The 16,176-nt window shown below is 42.8% G+C and carries 18 protein-coding genes; 8 read left to right on the top strand and 10 right to left on the bottom strand.

Annotation, left to right across the window (positions count from 1 at the left end; genetic code table 11):
• Positions 1 to 68 precede the first annotated feature (68 nt).
• Positions 69 to 506 (bottom strand): hypothetical protein, encoded by a 438-nt coding sequence (locus ACOZ9X_RS17620; protein WP_423419334.1) that lies wholly within the window; start codon positions 504 to 506, stop codon positions 69 to 71.
• Between the two features lie 158 nt (positions 507 to 664).
• A complete protein-coding gene (gene spoIIR / locus ACOZ9X_RS17625) occupies positions 665 to 1,339 on the bottom strand; it encodes a stage II sporulation protein R (RefSeq protein WP_423419335.1) in 675 nt (224 codons plus the stop codon).
• Positions 1,340 to 1,737: 398 nt separating this feature from the next.
• Between spoIIR and ACOZ9X_RS17630 the strand changes: the two genes are divergently transcribed.
• Genes ACOZ9X_RS17630 through rbsB form a run of 6 tightly spaced genes read left to right on the top strand, consistent with a single transcriptional unit; the run spans position 1,738 to position 7,374 of the window.
• Positions 1,738 to 2,727: a LacI family DNA-binding transcriptional regulator gene (locus ACOZ9X_RS17630; protein ID WP_423419336.1), complete on the top strand. Its 990-nt coding sequence runs from the start codon at positions 1,738 to 1,740 to the stop codon at positions 2,725 to 2,727.
• Positions 2,720 to 3,598, top strand: a complete 879-nt coding sequence (gene rbsK / locus ACOZ9X_RS17635; RefSeq protein ID WP_423419337.1) for a ribokinase — start codon at positions 2,720 to 2,722, stop codon at positions 3,596 to 3,598. Before ACOZ9X_RS17630 ends, rbsK begins: the two co-directional genes overlap by 8 nt.
• Positions 3,595 to 3,990: a D-ribose pyranase gene (gene rbsD, locus ACOZ9X_RS17640; protein ID WP_423419338.1), complete on the top strand. Its 396-nt coding sequence runs from the start codon at positions 3,595 to 3,597 to the stop codon at positions 3,988 to 3,990. Before rbsK ends, rbsD begins: the two co-directional genes overlap by 4 nt.
• Positions 3,991 to 4,004: 14 nt before the next feature.
• Positions 4,005 to 5,486 (top strand): sugar ABC transporter ATP-binding protein, encoded by a 1,482-nt coding sequence (locus tag ACOZ9X_RS17645; RefSeq protein ID WP_423419391.1) that lies wholly within the window; start codon positions 4,005 to 4,007, stop codon positions 5,484 to 5,486.
• A gap of 1 nt (position 5,487) precedes the next feature.
• Positions 5,488 to 6,444 (top strand): ribose ABC transporter permease RbsC, encoded by a 957-nt coding sequence (gene rbsC, locus ACOZ9X_RS17650; protein ID WP_423419339.1) that lies wholly within the window; start codon positions 5,488 to 5,490, stop codon positions 6,442 to 6,444.
• A 12-nt stretch (positions 6,445 to 6,456) separates the two neighbouring features.
• A complete protein-coding gene (gene rbsB, locus ACOZ9X_RS17655; RefSeq protein WP_423419340.1) occupies positions 6,457 to 7,374 on the top strand; it encodes a ribose ABC transporter substrate-binding protein RbsB in 918 nt (305 codons plus the stop codon).
• A gap of 248 nt (positions 7,375 to 7,622) precedes the next feature.
• Here the strand turns inward: rbsB and prmC are convergent, their stop codons facing one another.
• The 3 genes from prmC to ACOZ9X_RS17670 all read right to left on the bottom strand — a co-directional run bounded on the left by prmC (position 7,623) and on the right by ACOZ9X_RS17670 (position 10,193).
• The gene (prmC, locus tag ACOZ9X_RS17660; protein WP_423419341.1) at positions 7,623 to 8,489 is read right to left on the bottom strand and encodes a peptide chain release factor N(5)-glutamine methyltransferase; all 867 of its coding nucleotides are present in this window, start codon (positions 8,487 to 8,489) and stop codon (positions 7,623 to 7,625) included.
• Position 8,490: 1 nt separating this feature from the next.
• On the bottom strand, positions 8,491 to 9,564 hold the full coding sequence (prfA, locus tag ACOZ9X_RS17665) for a peptide chain release factor 1 (protein WP_423419342.1): 1,074 nt from the start codon (positions 9,562 to 9,564) through the stop codon (positions 8,491 to 8,493).
• Positions 9,565 to 9,863: 299 nt separating this feature from the next.
• A complete protein-coding gene (locus ACOZ9X_RS17670) occupies positions 9,864 to 10,193 on the bottom strand; it encodes a helix-turn-helix domain-containing protein (RefSeq protein WP_322741730.1) in 330 nt (109 codons plus the stop codon).
• Between the two features lie 127 nt (positions 10,194 to 10,320).
• On the opposite strand from ACOZ9X_RS17670, the gene ACOZ9X_RS17675 reads away from it, so the two are divergent.
• The gene (locus tag ACOZ9X_RS17675; RefSeq protein WP_423419343.1) at positions 10,321 to 10,608 is read left to right on the top strand and encodes a hypothetical protein; all 288 of its coding nucleotides are present in this window, start codon (positions 10,321 to 10,323) and stop codon (positions 10,606 to 10,608) included.
• Positions 10,609 to 10,665: 57 nt separating this feature from the next.
• Here ACOZ9X_RS17675 and ACOZ9X_RS17680 read toward each other — a convergent pair whose 3' ends face one another.
• From ACOZ9X_RS17680 to ACOZ9X_RS17690, 3 genes are all read right to left on the bottom strand, one after another.
• Positions 10,666 to 11,808 carry a S8 family peptidase gene (locus ACOZ9X_RS17680; protein WP_423419344.1) on the bottom strand — a complete coding sequence of 381 codons (1,143 nt, stop codon included), beginning with the start codon at positions 11,806 to 11,808 and terminating at the stop codon, positions 10,666 to 10,668.
• 296 nt (positions 11,809 to 12,104) lie between these two features.
• A complete protein-coding gene (locus ACOZ9X_RS17685) occupies positions 12,105 to 12,683 on the bottom strand; it encodes an MOSC domain-containing protein (RefSeq protein WP_423419345.1) in 579 nt (192 codons plus the stop codon).
• Positions 12,684 to 12,725: 42 nt separating this feature from the next.
• Positions 12,726 to 13,052, bottom strand: coding sequence for a hypothetical protein (locus tag ACOZ9X_RS17690; RefSeq protein WP_144696872.1), 327 nt, complete (start codon positions 13,050 to 13,052; stop codon positions 12,726 to 12,728).
• Positions 13,053 to 13,205: 153 nt separating this feature from the next.
• Here ACOZ9X_RS17690 and ACOZ9X_RS17695 point away from each other — a divergent pair, with 153 nt between their 5' ends.
• On the top strand, positions 13,206 to 14,540 hold the full coding sequence (locus tag ACOZ9X_RS17695; protein WP_423419346.1) for an FAD-dependent oxidoreductase: 1,335 nt from the start codon (positions 13,206 to 13,208) through the stop codon (positions 14,538 to 14,540).
• A 48-nt stretch (positions 14,541 to 14,588) separates the two neighbouring features.
• On the opposite strand, the gene ACOZ9X_RS17700 is transcribed toward ACOZ9X_RS17695, so the two are convergent.
• Positions 14,589 to 15,059, bottom strand: a complete 471-nt coding sequence (locus tag ACOZ9X_RS17700; protein WP_423419347.1) for a hypothetical protein — start codon at positions 15,057 to 15,059, stop codon at positions 14,589 to 14,591.
• 303 nt (positions 15,060 to 15,362) lie between these two features.
• Positions 15,363 to 15,989: a thymidine kinase gene (locus ACOZ9X_RS17705; protein ID WP_066399020.1), complete on the bottom strand. Its 627-nt coding sequence runs from the start codon at positions 15,987 to 15,989 to the stop codon at positions 15,363 to 15,365.
• Positions 15,990 to 16,176 lie beyond the last annotated feature (187 nt).

Here is a 16,176-nt window from a genome sequence, read left to right on the forward strand (position 1 = left end):
AACTTTTATATCCACAGAGTTATACACAATTTGTCGTAAATTGTGGACAACTTGTTGACAATCTCTCATTAATCCAGTGCATAAGCTAAAAGTTCTGCTCCTGATGTTGCATTATTTTTTATATGATCAGCGCTCTCGATATGTGGAGGCACTTTGTCTTTCGGAATTGTTTTAAACGAAAGTTGTTCGAACATATGCACAGCTTTCGTAAGTACATAAAGGGTTTCTACTCCTTTATCTTTTGAGTATACCAAAATTTTATCGATGAGTTTAAGAAGAAGCGTCTCTGAAGAATATTTCTGCTTGAGTACGAAAGACCGAAGCAAGCCATCGTTTCCGATTCTCTCTAAACCTACTGTACCGATCGTCTCACCTTGGTCGTTTACCACGACTAAATAATTTTCGATGCTGTCTTTGATTCCTTCTGACTGAAGTCCAGCTTTTCCGACGAGCTGTAACAGATCTTTTGCTTCATGTTGCATAGCCTGCCTTAAGATTATCGTCATCTCATAACTCCCCTATTCCTATATAATTTCAGCCTTCATTCGGCTGTTTTTCATCATTTCACCCGAAAAACTTTTTTAAAAAAAGAAGGCTAACCACCATTTGGTTACCTTCTTCATTTTCTATAATCTATGAAAATAGGGAGGAAAATATGCACATTTTACGAGAATAAGGAACCTACAAAGCTGAAGAGGCTATCAAACAGTTCTACCACAAAGAATTTCGTCTCGATTTCCTCAGCTTCATCTGCTTGATTCGCTTGATCTGCACCTGCTTCAGCAGCCGTATCTACTACGTCACCTTTGCCATCTTTGTTTTCTTTAACTGCATCGCCATTTTCAAAGTCTAGAAAGCATAATGGTGGGAAGAGTACACACCACCAGTTCTTCCCTTCACCTTCACCAAGTGTGATCAGCACAGCTTCATATTGACCTGCAGGATAGATGTAGTCACCGTACATTTTAGTAGGAAAAGCTACTTTGTTTAATTCTACAGAAAACGTCTTCTCAAGACCGGCTTTATCCAGCTTACTTTGAACGATTTTTTCAATCGTTGGCAGCTGTTTACGAATGATCTCACGTGCTTCAGAAATGGAAGATAACTCACCCACCCAAGTTGTGATCTGGGCATTCACTTCATCACGGATCTCACGCTTCAGTTTTTGGTCAGCATCCGTATTGCTGTTTGCTAGAATGCGAAGTCTGATCGATTCTTCAGGTATTTTAACAGAGGCGTTCATTGTTGCGTTCGCCACCTTGGTTTGTGTTTCAAAAAATAAGAACATCACCGCTAGAGATATAAGAACTAGAATAAAGAAATGATTGCGCTTTTTCATTGTTTTTTCCTCCCCCGTCGTATCTAACCACAGTTTGGACACGGTGATATTTTTTCATACTAGTAATCTAGTAAATTTCGTTCTATTCGATTCGACATTCGTTTTACTTTGGTGCTTTTGAAAGTGGTTGATTTCCGTTACAGATGCTCGCTTTCCGGGGGGCGTGCGGTGAGCCACCTAGCGCTCTGCACTGTTAGGTGTCTCACCTGTCCCGCTGATCCCCCAGGAGTCTCGCATCTTTCACTTCAATCAACTTTTCAAGATGTGAGAAAGTAAGATCTGAAGAAAGTCTTTTCACACACAACCAAGGAGAAAAATTTACCAACTTGCATGCTGATTCTTTTTCTGTTAACTTAAATGTGTAAACGGTTACATATTTTTTTAGAGGAGGCGGAGATTTGGTTACCATTCGTGATGTGGCAAAGAAATCAGGTGTGTCGGTTGCGACAGTATCTCGCGTTTTGAATGCGAATGGATACGTTCATGAAGATACGCGTAAAAAAGTGATGGCTGCCGTTGCTGAACTGAAGTACAGCCCAAATGAAGTCGCCCGTTCCCTCTATACAAAGAAATCAAAATTGGTCGGCTTGTTGCTGCCAGACATCACTAACCCATTTTTTCCACAGTTAGCAAGAGGTGTAGAAGATGAGATGCAAAAAGGCGGTTATCGTATTCTTTTTGGAAACAGTGATGAAAATGCTGAGAAAGAGCTCGATTATTTAAACACGTTTATTCAAAACAATGTAGTCGGTATCATCTCAGCCACGAACAATAAAGCAAAGAACAACTATAAAAACCTGTCCATTCCCGTAGTCTTCTTAGACAGAACATCTTCTGATTATCCTTCTGTCTATGCGGATGGAAAAGAAGGCGGAAGAATAGCTGCAGAAGAGATCGTGAAAAGGGGCAGCAAGCGGATCACAATTTTAAAAGGTCCCGCGCATATCCAACCTGCCCAAGATCGTTTTCAAGGTGCGTTAGAAGTTCTGAGTCAATCAAATATTGATTTTCATGTGATGTCGACAACTTCTTTTGCCTTTGAAGATGCAGAGAGATGGGCGAAAGAACTTTTTGCAACATATCCTGATACAGATGGTGTGTTAGCGAGTAACGATATTGTGGCAACAGCTGTCTTACATGAGGCACTTCGTCTCGGAAAATCGATTCCGGAAGAACTTCAGATCATCGGGTTTGATGATATACCGCAGAGCAGTTTGTTGTTCCCCTCCCTTTCTACCATTCGCCAGCCGGCTTATGAGATGGGAAAAGAAGCGGCACAGCTGCTTGTGAAGATCATCAATCAAGAAAAGATCCATCAACAGCAGGTTCAACTGCCTGTTACATTTATAGATCGAAATACAACAAGAAAGGTTGATACGAATGGTTAAAATTGTAGTCATCGGAAGCTCTTCGATGGATCTCGTCGTGACATCTGATCAACGTCCAGGAGCAGGAGAAACTGTCTTGGGACGTTCGTTTAAAACCGTACCTGGAGGAAAAGGAGCGAACCAAGCAGTCGCTGCTGCTCGTCTTGGTGCAGAGGTTTACATGATCGGTTGTGTAGGTGATGACCATTACGGAGCGGAAATTCTAGAGAACTTTAAACAAAACGGTGTTGATGTAACGAATGTGGAACCGGTTACAGATACAGAAAGCGGTACAGCTCACATCGTTTTAGCTGAAGGTGATAACAGCATCGTCGTCGTTAAAGGCGCGAATGATCATGTAACACCTCATTATGTTAAGAAATCAGAAGCACTCATCAAACAAGCAAACATGGTGCTCATTCAACAAGAGATTCCAGAAGAAACGGTCGAATATGTAAGTGAGCTTTGTCAGGAGCTAGATGTTCCTTTGTTGTTGAACCCAGCTCCAGCTCGCCCACTCTCTAAAAAAGTGATCGACTCGGCAAGCTTTATTACTCCGAACGAACATGAAGCAGTCGTTCTTTTTGATGGATTATCAACAGAATCAGCACTGAAACAATATCCGAACAAAGTGTTTATAACGGAAGGAAAGAACGGAGCTCGTTATTTTGATGGTGAAAAAGAGATCACCGTTCCTTCTTACTCAGTAGAAGTAACAGACACAACAGGCGCAGGAGATACGTTCAATGCCGCACTAGCCGTTGCTTTAGCAGAAGGAAAGAACATTACAGAAAGCTTGCAGTTCGCCAATCGAGCCGCTTCCCTATCCGTTACAAAGTTCGGTGCGCAAGGCGGTATGCCGAACCGATCAGAAGTGGAGGCATCTCTATGAAACGACATGGCATCTTAAACAGTCATATCTCTAAAGTGTTAAGTGATCTCGGACATACAGATCTTATCGTGATTGCGGATGCTGGTCTTCCGATTCCAAGCGATGTTCCGCGAATTGATCTCGCACTTACGCTCGGTGTACCGAGCTTTACAGATGTTGTTTCTGCTGTATCAGAGGACATGGTCGTGGAACAAGTGATACTTGCCAATGAGATCAAAGAGAAGAACGAAAAGACTTTGCGGTTTATGGACGAGACTTTCTCTGAAACAGAAAAAAAGTTTGTCTCTCATGAAGCGTTTAAACAATTAACAAAGCAGGCGAAAGTAGTCATTCGAACTGGTGAAGTCACGCCGTATGCCAACTGTATCCTGCAAGCAGGGGTAATCTTCTAAAAGAGGTGATCGTGTTGCACATTCAAATGAACGATATATATAAAGCATTTGGTGCCAACCAAGTATTAACGGGTGTTGACTTCGACCTTCAACCAGGCGAAGTGCATGCCTTAATGGGTGAAAATGGTGCCGGAAAATCAACAATGATGAACATTTTAACCGGTCTTCATAAAAAAGATTCAGGAACCATTCAGATTGACGGACAACAGCGGTACTTTGATAACCCGAAAGAAGCCGAGAAGCACGGAGTCGCGTTCATTCACCAAGAATTGAACGTATGGCCTGACATGACTGTGCTCGATAACCTTTTTATCGGCAAAGAGCTGCGTTCACCGTTCGGCCTTTTAAAGACAAAAGAAATGAAAGCGTTGGCAAAAAAGCAGTTTGAAAAGTTAGCTGTCACCATTCCACTCGAAAAAGACGCAGGTCTTTGTTCTGTTGGTCAACAGCAGATGATCGAGATCGCGAAGGCGCTTATGACAAACGCCAAAGTCATCATTATGGACGAGCCGACCGCTGCCCTTACTGAGCGTGAGATCGAAAAATTGTTCGATGTGATTAACGCTCTACGAAAAGAAGGTGTGTCTATCGTTTACATCTCACACCGTATGGAAGAGATTTTTGCAATCTGTGATCGAATTACGGTCATGAGAGATGGTAGAACGGTTGATACGAAAGCGATCGCAGAGACTAGCTTTGATGAAGTGGTCCGGAAGATGGTTGGCCGTGAGCTTACTGATCGTTTTCCAGAACGCAATCCACAAGTTGGCGAAACTGTCTTAGAAGTAAAGAACGCGACGAGAAATGGAATCTTTGAAAATATTAGTTTCTCTGTAAGAGCCGGTGAGATCGTTGGTGTTTCCGGCCTGATGGGTGCAGGTCGTACGGAGATCATGCGTGCATTATTCGGGCTCGATCAGCTTGATTCTGGCGAGATCTGGGTTGGTGGTCAGAAGGTATCTATCAAAAACCCATACGAAGCGGTGAAACGCGGGATTGGTTTTATTACAGAAGATAGAAAGAACGAAGGCTTGGTTCTCGACTTTTCAATACGTGAAAACATGGCGCTGCCTAACTTACGAAGTTTTTCTAAAAATGGTGTGATCGATTATAAAACAGAGACTGACTTTGTGGATATGCTCATCAAACGGTTACAGATTAAGACCGAATCAAGCGAAACGAATGCCAAGAACCTTTCTGGAGGTAATCAGCAAAAAGTCGTCATCGCGAAATGGGTTGGAATCGGACCAAAAGTGCTGATCTTGGACGAGCCAACAAGAGGTGTTGACGTTGGTGCGAAGCGTGAGATCTATCAGTTGATGAACGAACTTACCGATCGTGGTGTAGCGATTATCATGGTCTCGTCAGAACTTCCAGAAGTTCTTGGCATGAGCGATCGTATTCTTGTCGTTCACGAAGGACAGATCAGCGGTGAGCTCATGAAAAGCGAAGCAACTCAAGAAAGAATTATGACATATGCAACGGGAGGACAATAAAATGAAAACGTCACCGGCTAAAGTAAATCATGTAGAAAATTTGATGCAAAAACTTGGACCTCTATTAGGACTGTTGATACTCGTTACAATCGTATCGATTCTAAATCCTAGTTTTCTAGAACCACTGAACTTATTAAACTTGCTGCGCCAAGTTGCAATTAACGCACTCATCGCCTTTGGTATGACATTCGTTATTCTAACGGGCGGAATCGACTTATCCGTTGGTGCCATTCTCGCGTTATCGAGTGCACTGATGGCAGGAATGATCGTATCTGGCGTTGATCCGATGTTAGCGATCTTGATCGGATGTTTGCTAGGTGCTGTAATGGGTGCGATTAACGGCTTACTGATCACAAAAGGAAAAATGGCTCCATTTATCGCTACACTCGCAACGATGACGATTTTCCGTGGACTAACGTTAGTGTATACAGACGGTAATCCGATCACGGGTCTTGGCGAAAGCTATATGTTCCAACTTTTTGGACGAGGTTATTTCTTAGGAATTCCGGTCCCAGCAATCACGATGATGCTTGCTTTTGCAGCGTTTTGGGTAATCCTTCATAAAACACCGTTCGGACGAAAAACGTATGCGATCGGCGGAAACGAGAAAGCTGCAATCATCTCAGGAATTAAAGTAACAAAAGTAAAAATTATGATCTATTCACTAGCAGGGCTATTGGCAGCACTAGCTGGAGCGATTCTTACTTCACGTCTGAACTCTGCTCAACCGACTGCCGGCACATCGTATGAACTGGATGCGATAGCAGCTGTTGTTCTCGGTGGAACAAGCTTATCTGGTGGACGCGGATTAATTGTCGGAACATTAATCGGCGCATTGATTATCGGAACGTTGAACAATGGTTTGAACTTATTAGGTGTATCATCATTCTTCCAAATGGTCGTAAAAGGGATCGTGATCCTGATTGCAGTATTGATCGACCGTAAAAAAGCAGCGTAGGAGGGTTTCTAAATGAAAAAAGCTTTATTACTCATCATGTCTTTATCTGTTTTCTTGTTAGGTGCCTGTTCATTAGAGCCCCCTTCATGGGCAAAACCGGCTAAAAAAGGTGACGGAGAAAAGATTAAAATCGGTTTATCCGTTTCAACGCTTAACAATCCGTTCTTCGTATCGATGAAAAACGGCGTGATCGATGAAGCGAAAAAACAAGGTGCTGAAGTGATCGTGGTCGACGCACAGAATGATTCTGCTAAACAAGTAAACGATGTAGAAGATCTTCTGCAGCAAGGCATTGACGCTCTATTGATCAATCCGACAGATTCAGCGGCGATCTCAACCGCTGTTCAATCTGCGAACAACCTTGATGTTCCGGTTGTTACACTGGACCGTTCAACAGATAAAGGAGATGTAGCAACGCTTGTTGCCTCTGATAATGTAAAAGGTGGCCAGATGGCTGGTGACTTTATCGCAGAAAAGCTCGGTGAGGGTGCAAAAGTGGCTGAATTAGAAGGGGTACCTGGAGCTTCAGCAACACGCGAGCGTGGGAAAGGATTCCATAATGTAGCTGATGAAAAGTTAGACGTTGTAGCCAAACAAACGGCTGACTTCGACCGTACAAAGGGGTTAAACGTCATGGAGAACGTACTCCAAGGGAATCCAGACATTAAAGCTGTATTCGCGCATAACGATGAAATGGCGCTCGGCGCACTTCAAGCGATCAACAGCTCTGGTCGAGATGTGCTCGTCGTTGGATTCGACGGTAACGATGATGCCGTAAATGCTGTAAAAGAAGGAAAGCTCGCAGCAACCGTCGCTCAGCAGCCTGACCTGATCGGTGAACTAGCGGTAAAAGCAGCATCCGACGTACTAGCAGGAAAGAAAGTAGAAAAGAAGATTGCGGCACCGCTTAAGTTGATGGTGAAAGAATAAGAATGAGGAAAGATGTGTGCAAGATTAGATGATGTGTGCGAAAGTTGTGTCGAAAAGTGTGGAGTTGATTTCGAAAAGTGTGCGATCGCGTAACTAATATAAAAACACGTACCTTAAAATCTACATCTTTATAAAGAAGGTTAATTTTCTCATTATCACAAACGGCCGACTGATTAAGTCGGCCGTTTGTCTTTAAATTGTTTCTAAATTGTTTGGGGTCTGACCCGGGTCAGACCCCATTTCCCGCTTTATTTCCCGAGGATGGCGAACACCATGCGGTCCTTGCCGCTGATGTCTTCCTTTACATACACATCCGCACCAGGGAACGTGACACGAAGCATGCCCGCTACCGTCTCGCCCTGCCCTGCTCCTACTTCAAAGCCTACGATCGCTTTTTCTTTTAGAACGAGCGGCAGTTCTTCCATGAAGCGTCGATAGAACACATAGCCGTCTTTCCCCCCACTTAGTGCTCTCATGGGTTCACGGTCTTTTACGATTGTCTCAAGTACCGCGATCTCATGATCTGGGATGTACGGCGGATTGGATACGACGACATCAAGTTTTTCCCCGTTAGTGATAAAAGGCTGTAAAAGGTCGCCGTGCAGGAATGTAACCTCTGCACCAAGTCGATCTGCGTTTCCTTTCGCTACCTCAATCGATTTCTCTGCAATATCAACCGTTAATACGTTCAGTCGATTATTCTCCAATGCTAATGAGATCGAAATGGCTCCGCTTCCCGTTCCGATATCTGCAACTGTAACGGGATCATCATCACGAAAATGTTCTGAGATAAGCGTTAGTGTATGTTCGACTAACTCTTCTGTCTCTGGTCTTGGGATTAAGACTTCTTTGTTCACATAAAAAGTTCGACCGTAAAATTCTTCTTTTCCGGTAATGTACTGAACTGGCTCTCCTTCAACGTGGCGAGCGACTGCTGCTTTGAGCATCGCCTCATTCTCATCAGTCATCACATCATGAAGACGCATGAGCATCTCTGTTCGATTCACATCCCCTAAAATATGTCTCATTAATATTTCTGCGGCAAAACTTTCGCGTCCGTTTTCAGCTAAAAAAGAAGAAGCCCACGCGAGGGCTTCATGAACTTTTGTACTCATTTTACGCGTCCGCCTGAGCTTTCATCTTACTTGTTTGGTCCTCTGTAATCAATGCCTCAACAAACTCATCCATCTTACCCAGAAGAATTTGATCAAGCTTTTGAATCGTTAAACCGATACGGTGGTCGGTCACACGGTTTTGTGGGAAGTTGTACGTACGAATACGCTCTGAACGGTCTCCAGAACCAACCGCACTCTTACGTGTCTCATCGTACTCTTTTTGTATTTCGCGCTGAATCTTATCATATACACGTGCACGAAGAACTTTCATCGCTTTTTCTTTGTTCTTTATCTGTGATTTTTCATCCTGACACGATACCACTGTACCTGTAGGAACATGTGTTAATCGAACCGCTGATTGAGTCGTGTTTACAGACTGACCCCCTGGACCAGATGATGTAAACGTATCAACACGAACGTCTTTTTCGTGAATCTCAACTTCAACCTCTTCAGCCTCAGGAAGTACAGCAACCGTCGCTGTAGAAGTATGAATACGTCCGCCTGATTCTGTTGACGGGACACGTTGAACACGGTGAGCGCCGTTTTCATATTTAAGCTTCGAATAAGCACCAGCACCATTGATCATAAAGATGATCTCTTTGTATCCGCCAAGCTCTGTATAGGAAGCTTCGATTACTTCAGACTTCCATCCTTGCATCTCTGCATAACGTGTGTACATACGGTAAAGGTCGCCAGCGAAAAGTGCCGCCTCGTCTCCACCTGCCGCACCACGAACCTCTACGATAACGTTCTTGTCGTCGTTCGGATCTTTTGGAAGCAATAGGATCTTTAACTGAGCCGTAAACTCTTCGATCTGTTGGTTAAGACCAGAGATCTCTTCTTTTACCATCGCAGTCATCTCAGCATCAAGCTTATCTTCAAGCATCATTTTTGCTTCATCCAGCTGCTCTTTCGCTTCCTTATACTCACGGTAAACCGCTACCGTATCTTGAAGGGAAGATTGCTCTTTTGAATAATCGCGCAGCTTGTTCGTATCATTTATAACCTCAGGGTCACTGAGTAATTCATTTAACTTGTCATATCTTGCTTCGATCGTCTCTAAACGTTCTAACATGGTTTTTCACCTCTGTTTTATATGCATAACATTATAATTATAGTCGTTATCAGCTAAACTCTCAATCTTTTTCGCAGGCCTTTTCTACAAGATTGTGGCTATTTAAAAGATATTATGGTGAGTCTGTTCGCTGACAATTTCAAGTGAGCGTAAGGCATTGCGACGAGGAAGTATCATAGGCAGACTTTCTCTTAGACACAGGAGCAACATTTCATATCTCTTTCAACAGGCTTACCGCAACACGCGGATTGCGAACAGTCTGGAACGAAAGTCGACCACTTCTTCATTGTAACTATTTTCTACCTGTTTAATTCCACTTTTTCAACATGACTTCTTCCCCACTCACTCATGTGGTTTAATGTGACTTCTAAATTTTTTCCGTATTCCGTTAGAGAATACTCTACTTTTGGTGGTACTTCTGGGTATACTTTACGATTGATCAAGCCATCAGCTTCTAATTCTCTTAGTTGAAGCGTCAGTGTTTTTTGTGACACTTTTGGAAGCAGTTTTTTAATTTCGCCAAATCGTAAAACATCATTTTGCTGTAAATGGCATAAGATAATCCCTTTCCATTTTCCGCATACCACATCCATCGTCACTTCAATCGGATGAGAATATTCTTTTCTCAATCGAAAACACCCCTTAGTTTCATTTCGTTGCCTTAGTTACAATTATGTACCTTCTTGCGTACGGATACTAACTATCATTATAATAACTACGATACGAAATGACTATAAAAATATTGGAGACCTGCCGATGTCTAAAACGATTCGAATCGTAAGGAACGGAGAAAAGAGGAAAGTACATCCAGAGGACTTACCTTGGGTCATCCTTCAGCTTGAAATAGGTATGGAGAAAGGAATGATTGAAATTGTTCAACATACCCCTTCCATACGGGCTTTCAGAAAGAAAGATTATGTGTTTGGATCAACCATCTTCAGCTGGGATCACAAAGAGGAAGACCAGCTTTACTTTGACTACTATCAATTTAAAGTATTTTGTGATGACTTGGACGTGAAGGTAAGATATTCTGAAGCAAGATGAAAGAACGGCAAGCAAAAAAGAGGCTCTGTAAAGAACCTCTTTTTTGCATTTTTTTAGTTATCTAGTAGCTGCGTAAACATCGATTACGCCTTTACCATAATAGAATGCATCACCAAGCGGTTTTGCTGTATTGACGAGCTTTTGGCGAACTTGAACGTTTGTTAGTCCAGGGTTGCCAGCCATAATAAGTGCCGCCGCCCCAGCCACGTGTGGTGAAGCCATTGACGTTCCATTGTAGCTCGCATAGTTATTGCCTGGAACAGAACTTAAAATATTTACTCCCGGTGCCATTACTTCTAGTTCTGAACCAACACTAGAAAACGAAGCACGGGCATTGTTCGAGTCAACCGCTCCAACTGCCATAACAGAAGCATACTTTGCCGGATAACCAATCGTGTTCTGCTTCCCTTTTGTTCCTGAGTTTCCAGCAGCCGCTACTACTAGCACACCAGAATTATAGGCATTATCACAAGCTTGTTTAAGGGCAGTTGAACCTGAACTTCCCCCTAGGCTCATGTTGATGACATCCATATTATTTGCAACAGCCCACTCAATTCCTTGAATGATGCCACTATATGTTCCGCTTCCAGAACTATCTAATACTTTTACAGCGTACAGATCAGCTGAATAAGCTACACCAAGAACACCTGTCGTGTTATTAAGTGCCGCTACGGTACCTGCAACGTGTGTACCATGGCCATCACCATCAACCAGCGCATTCGGCTCACTTGGTACAAAGCTAGCACCGCCACGTACGTTTAAATCTTGATGATTTGCATCAATTCCCGTATCTAAAATCGCTACTTTAACACCTGATCCTGTGTTTCCAGTCGCATGAACTTGATTCGCTTTAATATGCGTAATTCCCCACGGCGTAGATTGAGCCGTTTTATACGCTACTTGATCTTCTTCAACAAAAGAAACGTTCGGATTCTTCGTAAGTGCGGCTGCTGCCGCCTCTGGCATCGAAACAAGCATCGTATCCATAAATTTAAATTGATGCTTAACCTGCCCACCCATTTTTTTAACATCATTTACTTGAGCTGTTTGAATATCTGATTTAAAACCAACGAGGAAGTTTTTCGGTCCTATATCAACCGTTGCTGCTGATGCAGAGAAATGGAGATTACCTACCATTAATGATAGGACAAACAACAAACTGAGAACTGCACTGAATGCACGAAATACAGTTTTTTTCATTTCTTTTCCCCCAATCATGATTTTATAACAATCAAACCATGTGCTCTTGGTGGTCAGGTCCCGGGCCCGTTATGTATATTTTCTGAATTGTTCGACTATTACTGATTTATTGTATCATGATTGGTCATTTAATAAATTGGGAAAATAATACTCCATGGATAGAAATTAACACCCTATTAACAGATTCATTTTCCCAAATGATTTCCATCTCATAAAGTGTTATAATAAAAGTTTTAAATTCTCTTTGTTAATGAAAACCTCATCGATTCCGCCAATTCTTTTACTTCGATCAATCTTTAAACTTTTTCAGCATCTTTTAAAAAGCCGTACTTGATCTGATTGGATTCTGTAACAGAAATACGCGCAGGGTGTTTTTCAATCAGCAACATCTCATCACCTGTTGCAACCAACCCTTCTTTTATAACACGCAGGTAATAACCCGTCCGCCCCGTATCTACTACCTTTTTGATCATATCTGGCCGACAAAGAATAGAAGCTAGCGTCTGACAAGGCTGACGAGGCTGTGTGATCTGAACAATCGCCTCACCGACTGAAAACACGTCACCGATACAAACATCATCTTCCAAGAGACCTTTAACAGTAAGGTTTTCACCAAATGCCGGGACGGATAACGGTACTTCTAGATCGAGCTCAGTCATCCACTTTTCATAATGTTCAAACGGGTACACACAGACCGCTTTATCTGTTCCACCATGGTGCTTGGTGTTTCCTACTCCATCACCTTCAAAGTGTGTTTTATGTAAAAAAACAGGTTGCTGCTGCGGCGTTTTGTTGTAGGCTGTAAAATAAGTTTTAGTTTGTGTCTCAACTTTCTCTGGCAGCTTAATGTTTAACGAAGCTATATTCCCCTTCATTCCCCTCACCTCACGAAAAGCATAGCACAGGACAAAAGGAATTTAATAGGAAAAGATATTGCGACGCAACTGCTCATAATCGATACGCTCTTGATTCATTCGAATCGCTTTCGTCAGCTCTTCAATGACCACTTTTTCATTCGTGATCACGTTAAACACATAAGGAATGGTCGCAAAATGTCCAAGAAAATGCGTACAGCCAACATAACGCGGGTTGTCAGTCTGATTTTCATTTTTATATTTAATAATAAAATTGCCCATGCCTTCATAGACAGGATCCAATGGCTTTTGTTCAAGTTTTTTTATCAGTGTATGAATCGGCTGAACCGGTGCGTTCCAGTCCGTTCCGTTCGATTTAATCTCTAGCACAGTCCACCACCTCTTTCTACTATCATAGTTCGTTTTAACTCTGTACTTCTTGTTGGTCAAAGTGAAGAGAGTTGTGGCATCATACAGGTAACGTTACTTTTTTCGGAACAATGGGAATACTATATAGTTAGAGAGACGTAAGGAGCTGATCAGATGAAATATTGCATTATTGGTGGAGATGCGGCTGGTATGAGTGCCGCGATGCAGATTGTTCGAAACGAAAAAGATGCCGACATCACGGTTCTTGAAAAAGGCGGTATCTATTCTTATGGTCAATGTGGACTTCCTTATGTTGTAGGCGGACTCATCCCTTCTACTGATGAACTTATCGCTCGCAGTATTGAGACGTTCCGTGAAAAATACGGCATGGATGCTCGTACGTTTCATGAAGTTAAGGCTATAGATACTACCTCGAAAACAGTTTCTGGTGTACATACGAAGACAGGGCAATCGTTTGAGGTGCCATATGATAAGCTCTTAGTGGCTACCGGTGTTAGTCCGATCATACCTAAGCAGTGGACAGGATTGCATCTAAAGGGCATCTATCCGCTCAAGACGATTCCCGATGCCGAGAAACTCATGGCCGGGTTAAAAGATGTTCAGAACGTAACCATCATCGGTGGAGGGTACATTGGCCTTGAGATGGCCGAAAACGTACGAAGACTCGGTAAAAATGTACGTATCATCCAGCGCAGCAACCAACTCGGAAGTATCTTTGATCATGATTTCGCTCCATTCATTCATGAAGAAGCAGAGAAACATGGCATCGAACTTTGTTTAGAAGAAGAAGTGCTTGGTTTTAAAGGCGACGATCATGTTCAATTTGTGAAAACAGCAAAGAAAGATTATCCAACAGATCTTGTGATCGTATCCGTCGGGGTTTCACCGAACACGAGCTTTTTAAAAGAAGCGGACGTGGCACTCAATGAACAAGGAGTTATTGTTGTAAATGAGGCGATGGAAACGAGTGTGGATGGTGTGTACGCGGCAGGTGATTGTGCGACCCACTATCACCGTGTTAAAAAACTAAATGATCATATTCCATTGGGAACGACAGCAAATAAACAAGGCCGAATCGCCGGATTAAACATGGTTGGTGTGAAAAAACCTTTTAGAGGAATCGTAGGTACATCTATCATTCAATTCATGGATCTAACACTTGGAAAAACAGGATTATCGAATAAAGAAGCAGAACAGCTGAACATTCCTTTTTCAGAGATCAAGATCACATCAAAAAGTCATGCCGGTTATTATCCTGATCCAAAAAAGTTAGAAATAAAATTAACGTACCACAAAGAAACAGAGAAGTTACTAGGTGCGCAAATCATCGGTGAAGAGGGCGTAGATAAACGGATCGACGTGCTTGCTACAGCTCTTTATCACGAGATGGATGTTGAGGAATTGGCAGATTTGGATTTGGCATACGCCCCTCCGTATAACGGGTCGTGGGATCCCATCCAGCAAGCCTCTCGAAGACTAGGGAAATAAATTGGGAAATGGGGTCTGACCCCATTTCCCGTTTTATTTCCCACAATGTTAATGATCGATCTTTAGTGAGAAGTTATATCGCGGAACAGCTCGCTCTACGGCGTTCATGATTTTACGATGCGTAGCTGCTCGCTCTTTTTTGGACATATCATGCGGCACGTTCACATGAATGTGAGCATAATTTCCGTTTATTGTGACCATCTGCGGATTGATCCCAGATGAATCAATAACAGCTTGACGAATCATATCCTGGTCATCAGACAGATCGAATCGCGTGGTGTTCATCGTCCGATAATCATTTGGATTCATGTTCGTGTCATAGCTGTAGTTGGTTCTTGGTTCATTTTTGGTTAGGTGGTAATTGATGATCCCATGACCAAACAGGTTATCCCGAATATCCCGCTTGTCTTCATGAGCGGCAGGCTCAATTTTAGCCCCTTCTTCTTTATAAGACTGCATAGGTGAACATGCTGTTGTTACCAATAGTGCAAAAAGCGGCGCATACATTGCCTTTTTCACTATAAACACCTCCCATATCGTTAGGATTTCCTTTTTAAGAGGTGATTATGTTAAGTGGGTAGCCGTTTTTAGGGGGATGATTGTCAAAGGTATCGATGAATCCACAAGTTTGGAGCTTGAATCCTAAAGTTATAGCCGTCAATCCATAAATTTCTTCGTTCAATCCACAAGTTTTGGCCATTTATCCACGAGTCGACACACCGCGACATTTTTCGACTACAAATGCATGCATGCTAACTCCGCCACACCAACATCAAAAAAAGCCCGAGAGCACGAAGCTCCCGGACAATATAGTATCTAACCTTATTTCAACCGACCTTCTAAGCCCTCTGCGCTTGATAGGAGGTTTCTTTTCTTTCCTGGTACTTCATGACAATGGCGGCAGCGCGGTTCATATGACTCGGACGCTCCCACTAGAATCACTGGATCATCGTAAGAAGCAGGTCTGCCATCGATCAAACGCTGTGTACGGCTAGCAGGTGATCCACAAACCATGCAGATCGCTTGAAGCTTTGTCACATGTTCAGCAAGAGCCATCATTTTTGGAACGGGTCCGAACGGCTCGCCTTTAAAATCTTGATCGAGCCCTGCCACGATCACGCGCAGTCCTTGATCTGCTAACTCTTGAGCAACTGGGATGATATCTTCATCAAAGAATTGCACTTCGTCGATCGCTACGACTTCGGTTTCAGGCAATACATTTTTTAAGATCTCCACAGAACGTCCGACTGGTTCGGCCATAACAGCGGTTCCGTTATGAGACACAACCGATTCTTCGCTATAGCGGTTATCGATAAGCGGCTTAAACACCTGTACTTTTTGCTTCGCATACGTCGCTCTTCTTACGCGGCGGATAAGTTCTTCTGATTTACCAGAGAACATGCTGCCGCAGATCAATTCGATCCAGCCATTTTGATTCATCACATACATGGCCTGCTCCCCCTTTCGCAACAATCTTTTCCTTAGTATGTACGAAATGTATGATGTTTTACCATACATAAACGTTCGGTACTGGAGTGTTCGACTCCTTTTAAGGCGTATAAAAAACCCGGTCCATCAAAACAGTTACCGAGTTCTTGTTTTCTATAAAATACAAAAGAAAAAAGGGCAAGAAAGA

The organism is Fictibacillus nanhaiensis (genome assembly GCF_049537595.1).
Taxonomy (GTDB): Bacteria; Bacillota; Bacilli; order Bacillales; family Fictibacillaceae; genus Fictibacillus; species Fictibacillus nanhaiensis_F.

Bases quoted from the DNA above. Each gene is read 5' to 3' on its own strand.
- ACOZ9X_RS17680 (WP_423419344.1), bottom strand. From the start codon at position 11,808: ATGAAAAAAACTGTATTTCGTGCATTCAGTGCAGTTCTCAGTTTGTTG.
- ACOZ9X_RS17705 (WP_066399020.1), bottom strand. From the start codon at position 15,989: ATGTATGTGATGAATCAAAATGGCTGGATCGAATTGATCTGCGGCAGC.
- rbsB (WP_423419340.1), top strand. From the start codon at position 6,457: ATGAAAAAAGCTTTATTACTCATCATGTCTTTATCTGTTTTCTTGTTA.
- ACOZ9X_RS17695 (WP_423419346.1), top strand. From the start codon at position 13,206: ATGAAATATTGCATTATTGGTGGAGATGCGGCTGGTATGAGTGCCGCG.
- rbsD (WP_423419338.1), top strand. From the start codon at position 3,595: ATGAAACGACATGGCATCTTAAACAGTCATATCTCTAAAGTGTTAAGT.
- prmC (WP_423419341.1), bottom strand. From the start codon at position 8,489: ATGAGTACAAAAGTTCATGAAGCCCTCGCGTGGGCTTCTTCTTTTTTA.
- ACOZ9X_RS17620 (WP_423419334.1), bottom strand. From the start codon at position 506: ATGACGATAATCTTAAGGCAGGCTATGCAACATGAAGCAAAAGATCTG.
- ACOZ9X_RS17685 (WP_423419345.1), bottom strand. From the start codon at position 12,683: ATGAAGGGGAATATAGCTTCGTTAAACATTAAGCTGCCAGAGAAAGTT.
- rbsC (WP_423419339.1), top strand. From the start codon at position 5,488: ATGAAAACGTCACCGGCTAAAGTAAATCATGTAGAAAATTTGATGCAA.
- prfA (WP_423419342.1), bottom strand. From the start codon at position 9,564: ATGTTAGAACGTTTAGAGACGATCGAAGCAAGATATGACAAGTTAAAT.
- rbsK (WP_423419337.1), top strand. From the start codon at position 2,720: ATGGTTAAAATTGTAGTCATCGGAAGCTCTTCGATGGATCTCGTCGTG.
- spoIIR (WP_423419335.1), bottom strand. From the start codon at position 1,339: ATGAAAAAGCGCAATCATTTCTTTATTCTAGTTCTTATATCTCTAGCG.
- ACOZ9X_RS17675 (WP_423419343.1), top strand. From the start codon at position 10,321: ATGTCTAAAACGATTCGAATCGTAAGGAACGGAGAAAAGAGGAAAGTA.